Below are 13,780 nucleotides of genomic sequence, written 5' to 3' on the forward strand. Positions count from 1 at the left end.
TACGGGTTTGTAAATGTTTGGTTATGAGTTGAACTTGATTACCATGATGGAAAAGTCATCATCGGGTATTCCTCCCTCCCCTACAAATTGATATACATGGTTGATGATCTCTTTCTGGATTTTGTCTGCGCTGAGGTGTTTATATTTTACCAAAGTGGTTTTGAGATTATTGTATCCAAATTCCTCCCCTTTTTTATTTGTGGCTTCTATGATCCCGTCTGTGTAGAGCACAAGGACATCTTCCTTTTCATAACTGAACTCAGATTCATGGATGTAATTCCTATAATTGGTATTGCGCACAATTCCCAAACCCAATCCATCGGCACTTAAGTATTCGGCTTTATTTTCACTATGGTCATAAAATAAGGTAGGACAATGCCCGGCTCGACTGTACCTGATGGATTGTTGGACTGTATCCAATAGAAAGTAAGAAGTGGTGATAAAGTGGTTTCTTTCCAGACATTGGCTTAGGGCAGTGTTGGCTTTGTATAAAAACTCGCCGGGGCTAGGATTGAGCTGTACCAAGCTATGAAATATCCCTTTCATTTGGGACATATTGAAGGCTGCGGAAGTACCCTTGCCCGATACATCCCCGATAATAATAGCAAATACTCCTTCTTCTAGGTTTTTGGTCTCGTAATAATCCCCGCCCACTTCATCTGCCGCAACAGAAAATCCGCAAATTTCAAATTTTTCATTGTGGTGAAGCTCTTTGGGCAATAAACTCCGTTGCACACGCTGGGCAATTTTTAACTCCTCTTTGTACCTTTCTGTTTTGATAGCCTCATTGAGCAGTCTGTAGTTTTCTACCGAAATGGAGGCCTGCCCCACAAAAGTGGTGATGATATTGATCATCTCCTTGTTAAATCCGTCCCGCACTTCTTTGACCAAGTACATCCTTCCGATTGTTTTTTTATTGACTACCAGTGGAATCAAAAAAGCCGATTTGTAAATGTTATGGGGGATTTTTCCATAGAATTTCCTTGCATCGTTGTCATCCAGCGTCCATTCAAACTCCGAAAATGGTTTAATGGTTTGGAATAATGTGATGATCTCCTGACGGATATCTTCATCAATGAATCTTTTTTGGATCAACTGTGGGATTTGGTCTTTGTCCAAAATCTCAAGCCAACCGCCATCCGCGTACGAAGCACTCATGCTTGAATCAATCAGAATATCCAAGACTTGGCTTTCGTCCTGTCCGGGTTTGATGGATTGACTGAGCCTTTGAAAATTGATGGCTTCTACCAGCTTTTGCTCAAATACAGAAGAAGTCGGAAGATTGAACAACGTCACCAAAAAGCTGAAAAGTGTGTATATAAATACAAAAGCAAAAAGCCCTAACAAGAACAGGTTGTCTGTAAGGTTGAGAAAAGTAATGTCACTGTCACTGTAGGACAACATTCCTGAAAAAAGATAAGTGGTACAGATCAGGATGATCACCAGAAATAAGATGGACTTCCATTTTTCTTTGAAAGTCAAATAGGGAATCCATTTCAGGTTGATTGAAAGTGAAGCTGAGAAAATGGTCAGGAATACCAAGCCAAAAAGGAAACTGTAGTCTAGATTATTACCATTGAAGAAAACGAAAAACATACTCATCAACATCAAAACCTCAAAAGCCTGCCACTGCTGTACGACTTTTTTTGTTTTCTGGTAGAGTATTAGATGCTTCCAAAGCAATGAACAGGAAACGAGAAAGAGCGTAAGAAAAGCAAAATTAACATGGTAGAAAAAGTTGTTTAGCAATGGGTCCGAACCCAATTTACTTTCCCCAAGCATCCTGTAAAAGATGTTGATCGCCAATGTAATAAATGACGCTAAGAGCCCTGTTGAAACACCCCTCCAGATGAGATTCAGAAAATCAATGTTTTCATTTTTATTGATCGAGTGGTTGTAAAAAATATATACAAGAATAAAGAACAAAATCTCCAGGATGTAGGATATCTCAGGAGCAAGGGTATTCTCCATCTGATTCACTGACTGGAAAATTCTCGTGATATCTACAAAAAGTAAAGCCAACCAAGTCAGGATGGCCACCAAAATACTTACTTTACCGATATTTGGAGTTGGGATTTTAAGCATTCGTGGAATTTGAATACAATAATACTGAAACAAACTTAATTTTCCTGAAGGCGTTAAAAGCCATAAGTCTAAATAAATGTTAAAAAACTCTATGCGATTATACAAGATTTCTTTTCTAATGCTATTCATTTTTTTATACAGTTGTTCTACTGCACAAATCAATAAACTTCTCAAAGACGTCTCCTCAGGACAAATTCCTTTGTCTCAAAATGAGGTAGCAGAAGGTTTAAAACAAGCCCTTGAGCAGGGTATTTCGAAAGGAACCGACCTTGCCTCGGTGACTGATGGGTATTTCAAAAATGAAATCATCAAGATTCTACTTCCGGAGGATGCCCGCAAAGTAGAAAAGACCTTGAGGCAGATGGGATTGGGAAGTGAAGTAGACCGTGCTTTGTTATCCATCAACCGAGGCGCAGAAAGTGCCGCCAAAGAAGCCAAGCCGATTTTTGTCAATGCAATCAAACAAATGACGATTCAGGATGCATTTGGAATCCTAAAAGGTGATCAAACCGCAGCGACCGAATACCTGAGAAGAACCACGAATGCCCAGTTGGTTGCCTTATTTCAGCCCAAAATACAAGCGTCATTGGATGAAGTAGGTGCCACAAAATATTATGGAGATCTCGCAAAATCTTACAATTCAATACCTCTGACCAAACAAAAAATCGATCCTGATTTAAATGCTTATGTCACTCAGAAAGCAATAGATGGTCTTTTTACGCTAATAGCTGAGGAGGAGAAAAATATAAGGGCAAATCCGACAGGCAGGACTACAGACCTGATGAAGAGGGTTTTTGCCCAACAGGATTGATCTAAAGAAATACAATTTCTTCGATGACACCTTTGCCAAACTTGGTTTCAATCAGTTCCATGACTTTGGTACGGTTCATTTTCAATTCATTCTTGACGGGTCCTGAGGTAATTTTCACAAAAAGTTTCTTTTCCTTAATATACAGGCCGGAGGTGCGTGAGGCGACCATTTTGCCCATCAGTTCCGGCCAAGCCTGTAGCAGTAACCTCTCGTCAAATTTGTCCTTGAGCCTGTAGGCTTTCAACAAATCTTCAAAAGCCTCCTTTAATGGTGTCGCTTCCTTCTTTCTACCGCCGTTGTTGCCGTACTTTTCCATCATGTCCAAAGGTAATTTTATTTAGGGTAAAAAAAGAGATTCAGCAATACTGTCTGCCAACAATCTTCCTTTTTTGGTCAGGATGATTTTGTTGGTGTCTTCCAGAATGAGTTTTTCTTGCCTTAACATCTTGAAGGTGTCTTTTTTCAAATCTGCCAGGTCATAACCCGAATAGTCCTTTAAATAAGTCAGGTCTGTTCCCCAAATGGTTCTCAGAGACGTGAGGAGGTAATCGTTGGCAGCATCTTCTTTACTGAGAATTTCTTTGGCGTAGATACTTTCCCCGGTTTTCAGCTTTTTGATGTATTGGGCATTGTTGGCAATATTCGATCCCCGGTTTTTGCCGTCAAAAGAATGTGCACTTGGACCAATTCCAAGATAAGGGACACCAAGCCAATAATTGGTATTGTGGATGGCAAATTGATCGGACTTCCCAAAATTGGAAATCTCGTATTGAACATAGCCGGCATCTTCCATTGACTGCATGAGGATTTCAAACTGTTCAGCAGCAAAATCCTCCGAGGCAGCTTTGTATTTTCCTTTTTTGTGCCAATTTCCAAGCGCTGTCTTAGGCTCAACAGTCAGACAATAGCTGCTGATATGTCTGGGGTTTTGGGACAATGCGATCTCGAGGTCTCTTTTCCAGAGGTCATGGTTAGTAGATGGAAATCCATAGATCAAATCAACAGATAACTTTTCAAATCCTGTTGACTTGGCGGATTCGATGGCTTTCAATGATTCCTCCGCTGTATGTGCACGGTTATAAAATTTTAGGATCTCAGGATTGAAGGTCTGTATGCCGATGCTCAACCTGTCAATTCCCAAAGCTTTCCAGTTTTGGAGATTTGAAGTACTGAGGTCATCGGGATTGGCTTCGAGGGTCACCTCTTCCAAATCCAAAGAATACCTTGTGGTGATTTTCTCCAAAATCCTTTCCAAATGATGTTTTGAAAGTAATGATGGTGTGCCTCCGCCAAAATATACTGTCTTGACGGCATCTCCTTTTTGAAAAAAGTCCTTCCTTTGTTCGAGTTCGAGGCAAATGGAATCAACCATATCCTCCATCAAGTCCTTATTGGTACTAAAGTGGAAATCACAATAATGACATGCCTGCTTACAAAATGGGATATGGATGTAGATACCGGACAATTTATTTACTTTAGCCTTCAAAGATACTTAAACCTGCTGGTCAAAGTTGAAAAGAATCCTCATTTTCCTGTTTCCATTATTTTATATTTTCTGCTCTTCCGGATATTCTCAAGAAGGGAAATGGCTCCGTTGGGAATTGGTAGGAGAGCTGGGTATTCAGGAAGAAGAGATTTTTAGGGATTCTGCAGCGGTTTCAAATTTTATCAGAACAAAGTATCAAGAACTGTACAGCTTGGGTTATTTGGCGCCAAGAGAAGCAGTGATCAAATCCACACCTGATTCGCTCTGGCTCAAAGTGGATACAGGGCAAAAGTTCGAATGGGTAGCGTTGAGGCCCGGCAATGTGGATCCGCTGTTGATGGTTAAAGCTGGTGTGGACATGAAAAGGTTTTCAGGAAAGCCTTTCGATTATAGACAGGTTTCGAAACTCTTTGAGTCTCTTCTCAAAGAGTCCGAAAATAGAGGTTATCCTTTTACAGCCATCCGACTGGATAGTTTGGAAAGAACAGGAAATGGTTTTTCGGGATCATTGGACTTGGATTCAGGACCAAAAATTACTTTTGATTCCTTAAAAATCACAGGTGACACCAAAACTAAGCCTGAATTCTTATCCCGTTTTTTACAGATCAGGCGTGGAGAGGTTTTTTCCCAGAAAAAGATTGATGAAGGAATACAGCAAATCCGCGGACTTCCATACCTCAAATGGGCTGGAGAACCTGAATTGAGTTTTCAAAACGAGGAAGCGACCTTATACCTCCCGATCAACGACAGAAGAATCAATTCCATTGATGGTATCATCGGTTTTTTGCCAAATGAAAATGAGGGAGGCAAAATGCTGGTAACGGGCCAATTCGACATTGCACTTTATAATGTAGCCGGGACCGGCCGGAATTATGAATTGCATTGGCAGCGGTTCAACCAACTATCACAAACCTTGAAGATAGCAGGATTTGAACCTTTGCTTCTCGGGTCAAACATCGATGCAAGCATTTCTTTTTCTCTTTTGAAAGAAGACACTACTTTTCTCAATAGGGATTTCCGACTCAATTTTGGATATAGGTTCAATTCTGACGGCTATCTCAGTTTCTTCACCAGAAGGCAGGCAGGGGATTTGCTTGCCGTCTATGGACTTGAAGAAATTACCCAGCTTCCAGAGGCGGGTGATTTTAGGTTCAATAATTACGGCCTGAATTATCGCCATATCTGGCTTGATGATGTTTTCTTTCCTAGAAGAGGGGCTTTGGCTCAAATAGAATTTGCAATTGGCAATAAAAACATATTGCAGAATACGGGCCTTCCACCTAGTCTGTATGAAGATATTGAACTCAAAACATTACAATATTATATGGAGGGCAAGTTGGAAAAGCATATTTATTTTTCACCGCGCTGGGGGATTTTCACTAGACTAGCAGGAGGCATGGTAGAAAATAAAAATATTCTATTAAATGACCTTTTCAGAATCGGAGGTCTTCAAAGTGTCAGGGGCTTCAATGAAAATTTCTTTTTTGCTGACAAATACCTCTATCTCAATTTTGAGCCGAGGTTTTATTTTGATACCTACTCTTATTTTATGATTTTTGCCGATATGGGAAGATTTGGAAACAGCATTCAAGACCTTGGAATAGATACTACCTTCTCTGCAGGGATGGGATTGAGTCTTGAGACAGGAAACGGTATCTTCAATTTCATATATGGTTTGGGGCGGTCTAACAACCAGGATTTTTCACTTAACCTTTCCAAAATTCATTTTGGATATACCGGTAGATTCTAACACATGAAAAAAACACAAATCAGATTTTTGCTATTTTTGCTTTTTTCAGGGGTTTCTTTTGGGGGATTTTCCCAGGTTTTGGAAAACTATAACCATGGCATCCGCGAGATGTATCCCGAAACTATCCGAAAATCAAACACTGAAATACAGGTTAATCTGGATCTGAAGACTTTTCCCGGCAGCAGTTTTAAATTTGGCCTTCCTGCAAAATCAACTTTGTTTTTGGATAATAAATTATGGTTTCAGACCAAGGATGATACCACGTTTGTCATTGCTCTGGCTGACTTAGAAAGTTTCGGGTCAGATTTGGATTCCATTGGCACGTCTATGACCATTATCAAAAAAGGAATCAGTGCAAGTGATATTTCTATTGAAAAAGGATTTTTTGAGAATTTGATTGCCCCGGTAGAAAAAGTAAGTGCTAAAAAATTAGTGCCTCCAAAAAGAGAATTAGATAGTTTCAATGATTTTTTCTTTTTTGCAATTATTACAATATTGTTCCTGATTGCTGTCTATAAATTAATTTTTCCATTGGTGCTCAAATTGATATTGATGCCCACCTCAGTATTTTCGGCAGAGGATTTTTCGGAATCCAATTCTGTGCAGAAGTTCTTTTCTTTGGACGTCATATTTTATTTGATGTTAATGAATATGATGGCTTTTTTGCTGCTCATGTTTTGTGTCAAAGCAGTGGGCAATGAAAGCCTAAGGTTTATTGTAAGTGGGGACCTAAACCAGCTTTTTCTGAGTTGGCTCCTAGGATCTACCTTACTTATATTCATTGCTGTTTTGAAATTCGCACTCTTGAGGTTTCTTGGATATGTGTTTGATTTGAAAAAAATTGTGATTCCCCATTTCTTTTACATGCTGAGGATTATTTCCATAACAATATTTGTAATCGCATTCATTGTCAGCGTTATTGTTCTGAACGGATACTTTGAATTAGAAATAACAGTAAAATATTTGCTTTATGGCTTTTTTGGGATTTATATGGTTGGCGTGCTAATGCTTTTTCTAATCATGTCAAATAGAGTGTCTTTTAAAAATTACCATTTATTTGTTTACATTTGCAGCGCGGAAATAGTCCCTCTTTTATTCCTATCGAAAGTAATCATAGGGTAAGATCAAGTGCAAAAGTTCAAATGCTGAAGTGAAATATGACGACTAAATCTACCAAAGACAGATTAAACCAGGTAAAAAGTATATTAGTTTCTCAGCCAAAGCCAACAGATGAGAAATCACCATATTTTCAATTAGCTGAAAAATACCATTTAAAGATAGATTTCAGGCCATTTATTCAGGTTGAGCCAGTTTCAGTAAAGGATTTCAGGAGGCAGAAGATTGATATACTCAAGCATACTGCAATTATTTTTACAAGTAGGAATGCAATTGACCATTTTTTTACAATCTGCAAAGAACTTAAAGTGGAGATGCCTGCTGACATGAAGTATTTTTGTATATCTGACCAGACTGCTCATTACCTTCAAAAATATATCGTAATCCGTAAGCGGAAGCTCTATGTTGGTCAAAAAACCGCAGCAGATCTCTTTGATTATTTTAAAAAGCATAAATCAGAGAAATATCTGTTTCCATGTTCAGATATCCGAAAAGATGAAATCCCGGAATATATGGCAAAGAACAATATTTCATACACAGAAGCCATCATTTACCATACTGTAGCAGCAGACCTTTCGGATCTCCGAGACATCAAATATGACATCTTGGCTTTTTTCTCTCCCTCAGGTATTAAATCATTGAAGCAAAATTTCCCTGATTTCCAACAAAATAACACTAGAATTGCCGCTTTTGGACCAACCACCGCCAAAGAGGTAAGGGAACATGATTTGATTTTGGACATAGAAGCTCCTATGCCAAATGCACCAAGTATGACAGGAGCACTCGAACTTTACATAAAAAAGGCAAATAATTTGTGAAGTTTTTAATCTTTTATAGCGAAATTGAGTTTAATTGTGTAGAATAAAGTTTACATCATTAGTTATCGGTACATGGTTAAACATATTTTTACGATATTGAAAAGCCTCCTGCTTATATTGGCAGGTAGTTTTTTTGCTTCGAGCGTCAATGGCCAACAAGATGCTCAGTTTACCCAGTATATGTATAATGGTGGATATTATAACCCTGCCTTTGCAGGAAAAGAATCAGGATACAGGTTTTCTGCCCTACATAGGTCCCAATGGTTGAATTATTCGGGAACCGATGGTCCGGCTCCTATTACCCAATTGGTAACTGCCTCAGGCTCCATAGACAAACTTAAATTAGGTGTGGGCTTGAATTTGGTTAACGACAACATAGGTCCAACCACCAATCAGGAAGCAAATCTATCTGTGGGCTACCACAAGAGATTAAGAAGGGGCGTTTTGAGTATTGGGGTAATGGGTGGTTTTTTTGCTACTACGATCAGGTTTGATGAGTTGAATTTTGTGAATCCCGATCCAAATATTCCGGCATCTGGAAATGAGACTCAAATGAATTTCAATTTTGGGGCAGGGGCCATTTATGACCGCACCAAATACTATTTGGGAATCAGCAGCAGACATTTGAATGAGCCTGCCTTTGATTTCGGAGAAGGTTCTCTCGAAAACCAACTTAAAAACCATACTTACGTATTGGCAGGTTATAGAATTAAAACTTTTGCACAATGGAATTTTGAGCCGAGTGTTTTATTGAAAACAGTCTCGTTCAATAATTTTTCTTATGATGTAAGCGTTATAGCAACATATAACCAAAAGGTAAGTGGAGGATTGGCTTTTAGGGGCGAAGAATCCGTATCACTTTTGATGGGTTACAGTATCCTAAAAGATAAATCTCTAAGGATTGGATATGCATTTGATTTGGTTGTCGGGGGTATAGAAGCCAAAGCTCCTACCAGTCATGAATTCATGTTATCCTATGTACTTCCGGACGTAACGAGGGAGTTCCAAAGGACAATCCAACGCACTCCCAGATTTAGGTTCTAAAAAATAAATATTAGAAATTCAGCCATTTAATTTGTGTATTTCTAAGAATTTACTTTAATTTTCGCTCTTGTTGCTTATCCAAAAAGTGACATGAATTTGATAAATGGTTTAATGTAATTTATGTCTAAAAAAATGAAGACACGCGTTTTAAGCATAATTTTAGCGGTTTTGGTAGTGGTAGTGCTACCGGGTTGCGGACTTTTGGGCAAGAAAGGATCTGCCAGTGAAAAAGACAATAGAAGGGGTGAAGTTACGGGTGTTCCCAAGCGGGTTGTCTGGCAACAAATCCTTCCTCAAGAAATGGTACCAATCAAAGCCGGGACTTTTTGGATGGGACAGGCGGATGAGGATATAGCCTTTTCCCAATCATCTCTCAACAAGCAGATTACTATCTCTGAATTTTACATGGATAAGTATGAAGTATCCAACAACAAATACAGACAATTTATCGAAGCGGTAAGGTTGGGTGAGTATACTTATAGTACGCCGACCACTTTGAAGGAAGCTCCGACTTTTGATATCAACACAGTACTACCGGATACCACAGTTTGGAATACAAGTTTTACTTATCATTATGGAGATCCATTGATGGAGTTCTACTTTGACCACCCTGCATTTGACAATTATCCTGTAGTAGGTGTCAGCTGGGAACAAGCCAATATGTATTGTCAGTGGAGAACCTATCACCTCAATGCAAATGACAAGGCGGATTTTGATTATCCTTCTTTCAGGTTGCCTTCTGAAGCTGAGTGGGAATATGCTGCCAAAGGTGGTAAAGAAGTTGCAAAATATCCTTGGGGTGGACCATACCTTAAAAACAAAAGAGGATGCCTCATGGCCAACTTCAAACCTGGAAGAGGTAACTACATTGATGATGGATTTGCTTACACTGCTCCTGTTGATGTTTTTGCTCCAAACGGATTTGGACTATACAACATGTCAGGTAACGTAGCAGAATGGGTATTGGATTCCTACAATGCTGTCAGCGGATCTGTGACCTGGGATTTGGATCCTAGATATGATGATCCTAACGAAAAAAGGAAAGTAGTTCGTGGCGGTTCTTGGAAAGACATCGCTCATTATCTTGAAACCAGTACCAGAACTTATGAATTCCAAGATGTAAAAACCGCTCACATCGGGTTCAGGACAGCGATGACCTACTTGGGTAGATCAGGTTCAATGGATATCAGTAACAACAGAAGAAGAAAAAAGTAAATTGAATAATATCTTAATCACTCACACTCACCTCTAAATTTTTAAACAAAAATGGCAACAAAAAACAAATCATTCATCAACACATTCTACGGCGATATCATGCCAAAAATATATGGTATCGGAGCTGCTGTAGTTATCCTAGGAGCGATGTTCAAAATTCTTGACTGGCAAGGTGCCAGTTTGATGATCGGTGTGGGTCTTACCACAGAAGCCGCAATATTTTTTCTTTCCGCATTTGAGCCAAAGCATGAAGACGTGGACTGGTCAAAAGTTTATCCTGAACTAGCAGGTGAAGAACCGGCAGAAAGAAAATCTACCAAAAAAGATCCAAAAGACAATCTTAGCCAAAAGTTTGACGAGATGTTGTCAAATGCCAAAATTGGGCCTGAATTGTTTGATAGCTTGGGTAAAGGAATTCAAAATCTCGCTACTTCTGCTGAAAAAATGGGGACAATTGCCGATGCTGCTGTTGCAACCAACGAATATGCCAGCAATGTGAAGACTGCTTCCAAGACTTTAGTGGATATCAACCAATCTTATGGAAAAACAGCCATGGCCTTGACCGAACTTTCATCTGCCTCTGCAGATGCCAAAGAATATCATAGCCAAGTGGTGACGGTTACCAAAAACCTTTCTGCACTAAACAATGTGTATGAGATGGAACTATTGGATGCTCAATCGCACCTTAAAACTCTGAATAAATTCTATTCCAATATCTCTTCTGCAATGGAAGGATTGAGCGAAGCAGGAAAAGAAACAGAGCAGTTCAAAACCGAATTGGCTAAACTCAATCAAAATGTAAGCTCATTAAATAAGGTTTATGGTGGAATGCTTTCTGCCATGAAGGGCTAAGCCCAAGTCATATAAATGTTAATCTTTTAGAAAAAAATATGGCAGGCGGAAAAGAAACACCAAGGCAGCGGATGATTGGTATGATGTACCTTGTATTGACAGCACTGCTGGCACTACAGGTGAGCAACCAGATTCTCCAAAAGTTTGTGCTGTTGAATGATGGATTGGAAAGGACTTCCAAAAATTTCATCAATAAAAATGAATTTACTGTTTCCTCTATTGCTTCGACAGTAGAAAATCAGGGAAATAACGCAAAAGATGTACCCAAGGTTGATGCTGCAAAGGAGGTCCGAAAGGCTACTTCCGATGTTTATGCATATTTAGAAGAATTGAAGCAGGAACTCTTGACAACTTCAAATGCGAGAGATGATCAAGGTCAGTTTAGCAACTCAGCTTTGAAAAATACGGATATTCCTGGAAATATCTTCAATAATAACAAGAAGGGATTTGAAATGCAGGAAAGGTTAAATGCCTATCCAAAAGAAATCAGTGAAATCCTTAAGAAAGTAGGAATCGAGATGACTTTTGGTGACATTGCTAAAGATGCCAAAGACATTGAAATATTTCAAAACGACAAAGAAGTCAGAAATAAAAATTTCGTGTTTCTTAACTTTGTTAAGTCACCTGTAGGTGCGGTAATGGCTTTGATTTCTCAATATCAAAATGAAGTTTTGAATATCGAAAGTGAGTCTTTGGGTGCTATTACTTCTTCAATCGGCTCTTTCTATTACAAAGCTGATATTGTTGAAGCAAGAATTGCAGCTCTCTCAAATGTGGTTGCAGCGGGCACTAAGTTTCAAGCAGACATGTTTATAGCTTCATCCTCATCTTCAGATGCACCTCAAATGACAATTGATGGAAGGCCTGTAAGCGTTGAAAATGGCTTTGGTAAAATCGAATTTACGGCAACTCCTGCCGGTCAGTATGACGATAGGGGTTTGGCCAAAAAAATCCTAAAAGGAGAGATTGTTACCAATGTCGGTGGTGAAGAAAAAATTCTTCCTGTAGAATATGAATACTTTGTTGCTCAACCAGTCATCAAAGTTACTTCAGAAGTAGTCAACCAGCTATATGCGGATTGCGCCAATGAATTGTTGATTGATGTTCCTGCTTTGGGGAATAGCTACGCACCGAGTTTTACGGTTTCGAATGGTTCTTCTATCCAAGGTAGCAAGCCCGGACAATTGACAGTTATTCCCGGTGGTTCTGGGAAAGTGTTAATCGGAGTAAGTAGTGGCGGCAATAAAATTGGGGATGTGTCGTATGATATTAAGCCTGTACCTGCTCCAACTGTGAGGTTGTTTGATGGTAGAGGCCCAATAGATTTGAGTCAGGCTTACCCTGCACCAGGACCTTCTTCATTGATCGTAGAAGCGATTCCTGAGGTAAACTTTGGAAGAACCATGGCGAAAGATGCCAAATTCGAAGTTACAGGTGGTGAAGTTATTCTTCTGAGAAATGAAGTTCCTAGAGAGAAAGTTGCCATCAACGGTAAAAACGTTGCTATCAGAAATCTTTTAGCTTCAGCAAAAAGCGGTGATGCTTTGGTTATCCGTGTTACGCAGGTTACAAGAACTAACTTCAGAGGCAATAAAATTACGAACAATCAGCCTGAAATCATCAGGATGGCGATTAAATAAATGATCGATGATGCCTATTTGGCATGATCATAAACAAAAATGAATATGAAGCTTTATTCAAAAATCTTTGGCTTTTTTTCCCTTGGTCTTTCTCTTGTAAGCATAGAAAGCCATGCACAAGCGACAAGTGTGAATCCAGCCGGAACTGGCGATAGACAGTTCAAAATGGACACTGTTTTTTCAGCTCATCCAATTCGTGAAGACGATAAGATGTATCAGATCTCCGTGTGGAGGAGGATTGATCTTAGGGAAAAATACAATCATCCTATGTATGGATCTGGTGATACCAAAAATGATGGGATTGTCAATCAAATCTATAAAGCAATTGTAGAGGACAATGCCCTCGAGGTATTTGCGGACGATAAATTCAAGCAGCCTTTATCCATATCTGATTTCCAGTCCAATTTTTGGTTGGCCGCCAATGGAGACAGTATTTTTGTGAAGCAGTTATATTACCTTGATTTCATGGAGGATTTTGTATTTGACAAACACCACTCACAAATCAAATTTGATGTCAAATACATCGAGTTGGTAATGCCATCCCAAACCAATGCCAATGCAGGTCAGAAAACGATCGGTTATGTCAGGTTTAAGGATTTCTATTACCACTTCAAGGACCATCCGGAAGCAAAATGGCTGATCTTCCAGAACACCGCCAAGAACTTGACCTATGATCAGGTTTTCGATCAGAGGTTGTTCAGGTCGGTAGTGAGAAGGTACACCAACCCTGATAATGCCTACGTGGCAGATTTGGTTAATTCCACCCATCCCAATCCAGAATTGCAGGCATTCTTGAATTCCTTGGAATTTGAATATAAATTGCTTGATTTCGAAAACGGACTCTGGGAGTGGTAAAAACCTAGGATTCCAACAATACATAAGTATAAAGGCTATCAGATTTCTGGTAGCCTTTGTTTTTATGGCAAATCGGCAATATGGGCATAGGATCTCATAAGGCGTTTC

General features: G+C 39.3%; 12 protein-coding genes. 9 read left to right on the forward strand and 3 right to left on the reverse strand.

The annotated features are described in order from the left end of the window. Nucleotides 1-21 precede the first annotated feature (21 nt). A complete protein-coding gene (locus M3O96_RS08810; RefSeq protein ID WP_249719974.1) occupies nucleotides 22-2,085 on the reverse strand; it encodes a GAF domain-containing SpoIIE family protein phosphatase in 2,064 nt (687 codons plus the stop codon). A gap of 118 nt (nucleotides 2,086-2,203) precedes the next feature. Between M3O96_RS08810 and M3O96_RS08815 the strand changes: the two genes are divergently transcribed. Next, nucleotides 2,204-2,896, forward strand: coding sequence for a DUF4197 domain-containing protein (locus tag M3O96_RS08815; protein ID WP_249719975.1), 693 nt, complete (start codon nucleotides 2,204-2,206; stop codon nucleotides 2,894-2,896). Nucleotide 2,897: 1 nt separating this feature from the next. Here the strand turns inward: M3O96_RS08815 and M3O96_RS08820 are convergent, their stop codons facing one another. Further along, nucleotides 2,898-3,212, reverse strand: a complete 315-nt coding sequence (locus M3O96_RS08820; protein ID WP_249720052.1) for a DciA family protein — start codon at nucleotides 3,210-3,212, stop codon at nucleotides 2,898-2,900. 21 nt (nucleotides 3,213-3,233) lie between these two features. Next, nucleotides 3,234-4,361: a radical SAM family heme chaperone HemW gene (gene hemW / locus M3O96_RS08825; protein ID WP_249719976.1), complete on the reverse strand. Its 1,128-nt coding sequence runs from the start codon at nucleotides 4,359-4,361 to the stop codon at nucleotides 3,234-3,236. A gap of 46 nt (nucleotides 4,362-4,407) precedes the next feature. Here hemW and M3O96_RS08830 point away from each other — a divergent pair, with 46 nt between their 5' ends. From M3O96_RS08830 to porN, 8 genes are all read left to right on the forward strand, one after another. After that, nucleotides 4,408-6,132: a BamA/TamA family outer membrane protein gene (locus M3O96_RS08830; RefSeq protein WP_249719977.1), complete on the forward strand. Its 1,725-nt coding sequence runs from the start codon at nucleotides 4,408-4,410 to the stop codon at nucleotides 6,130-6,132. 3 nt (nucleotides 6,133-6,135) lie between these two features. Further along, nucleotides 6,136-7,254 (forward strand): DUF4271 domain-containing protein, encoded by a 1,119-nt coding sequence (locus tag M3O96_RS08835; RefSeq protein WP_249719978.1) that lies wholly within the window; start codon nucleotides 6,136-6,138, stop codon nucleotides 7,252-7,254. Between the two features lie 35 nt (nucleotides 7,255-7,289). Then, nucleotides 7,290-8,066: a uroporphyrinogen-III synthase gene (locus M3O96_RS08840; RefSeq protein WP_249719979.1), complete on the forward strand. Its 777-nt coding sequence runs from the start codon at nucleotides 7,290-7,292 to the stop codon at nucleotides 8,064-8,066. A 72-nt stretch (nucleotides 8,067-8,138) separates the two neighbouring features. Continuing rightward, a complete protein-coding gene (locus tag M3O96_RS08845; RefSeq protein ID WP_249719980.1) occupies nucleotides 8,139-9,110 on the forward strand; it encodes a PorP/SprF family type IX secretion system membrane protein in 972 nt (323 codons plus the stop codon). A 120-nt stretch (nucleotides 9,111-9,230) separates the two neighbouring features. Beyond that, a complete protein-coding gene (porK, locus tag M3O96_RS08850; RefSeq protein ID WP_249719981.1) occupies nucleotides 9,231-10,325 on the forward strand; it encodes a T9SS ring complex lipoprotein PorK/GldK in 1,095 nt (364 codons plus the stop codon). Between the two features lie 51 nt (nucleotides 10,326-10,376). Next, nucleotides 10,377-11,177, forward strand: a complete 801-nt coding sequence (porL, locus tag M3O96_RS08855) for a type IX secretion system motor protein PorL/GldL (protein ID WP_249719982.1) — start codon at nucleotides 10,377-10,379, stop codon at nucleotides 11,175-11,177. A gap of 38 nt (nucleotides 11,178-11,215) precedes the next feature. Next, nucleotides 11,216-12,817, forward strand: a complete 1,602-nt coding sequence (gene porM, locus M3O96_RS08860; protein ID WP_249719983.1) for a type IX secretion system motor protein PorM/GldM — start codon at nucleotides 11,216-11,218, stop codon at nucleotides 12,815-12,817. Nucleotides 12,818-12,862: 45 nt separating this feature from the next. Beyond that, the gene (gene porN, locus M3O96_RS08865; protein ID WP_249719984.1) at nucleotides 12,863-13,672 is read left to right on the forward strand and encodes a type IX secretion system ring subunit PorN/GldN; all 810 of its coding nucleotides are present in this window, start codon (nucleotides 12,863-12,865) and stop codon (nucleotides 13,670-13,672) included. Nucleotides 13,673-13,780: the final 108 nt, after the last annotated feature.

This window comes from Aquiflexum sp. TKW24L, assembly GCF_023502205.1.
GTDB lineage: Bacteria > Bacteroidota > Bacteroidia > Cytophagales > Cyclobacteriaceae > Cognataquiflexum.

Excerpts from the sequence above, each read along its gene's own strand:
- porL (WP_249719982.1), top strand. The coding sequence starts at position 10,377 with ATGGCAACAAAAAACAAATCATTCATCAACACATTCTACGGCGATATC.
- M3O96_RS08840 (WP_249719979.1), top strand. The coding sequence starts at position 7,290 with ATGACGACTAAATCTACCAAAGACAGATTAAACCAGGTAAAAAGTATA.
- M3O96_RS08820 (WP_249720052.1), bottom strand. The coding sequence starts at position 3,212 with ATGGAAAAGTACGGCAACAACGGCGGTAGAAAGAAGGAAGCGACACCA.
- porM (WP_249719983.1), top strand. The coding sequence starts at position 11,216 with ATGGCAGGCGGAAAAGAAACACCAAGGCAGCGGATGATTGGTATGATG.
- M3O96_RS08845 (WP_249719980.1), top strand. The coding sequence starts at position 8,139 with ATGGTTAAACATATTTTTACGATATTGAAAAGCCTCCTGCTTATATTG.
- M3O96_RS08810 (WP_249719974.1), bottom strand. The coding sequence starts at position 2,085 with ATGCTTAAAATCCCAACTCCAAATATCGGTAAAGTAAGTATTTTGGTG.
- porN (WP_249719984.1), top strand. The coding sequence starts at position 12,863 with ATGAAGCTTTATTCAAAAATCTTTGGCTTTTTTTCCCTTGGTCTTTCT.
- porK (WP_249719981.1), top strand. The coding sequence starts at position 9,231 with ATGTCTAAAAAAATGAAGACACGCGTTTTAAGCATAATTTTAGCGGTT.
- M3O96_RS08835 (WP_249719978.1), top strand. The coding sequence starts at position 6,136 with ATGAAAAAAACACAAATCAGATTTTTGCTATTTTTGCTTTTTTCAGGG.
- M3O96_RS08815 (WP_249719975.1), top strand. The coding sequence starts at position 2,204 with ATGCTATTCATTTTTTTATACAGTTGTTCTACTGCACAAATCAATAAA.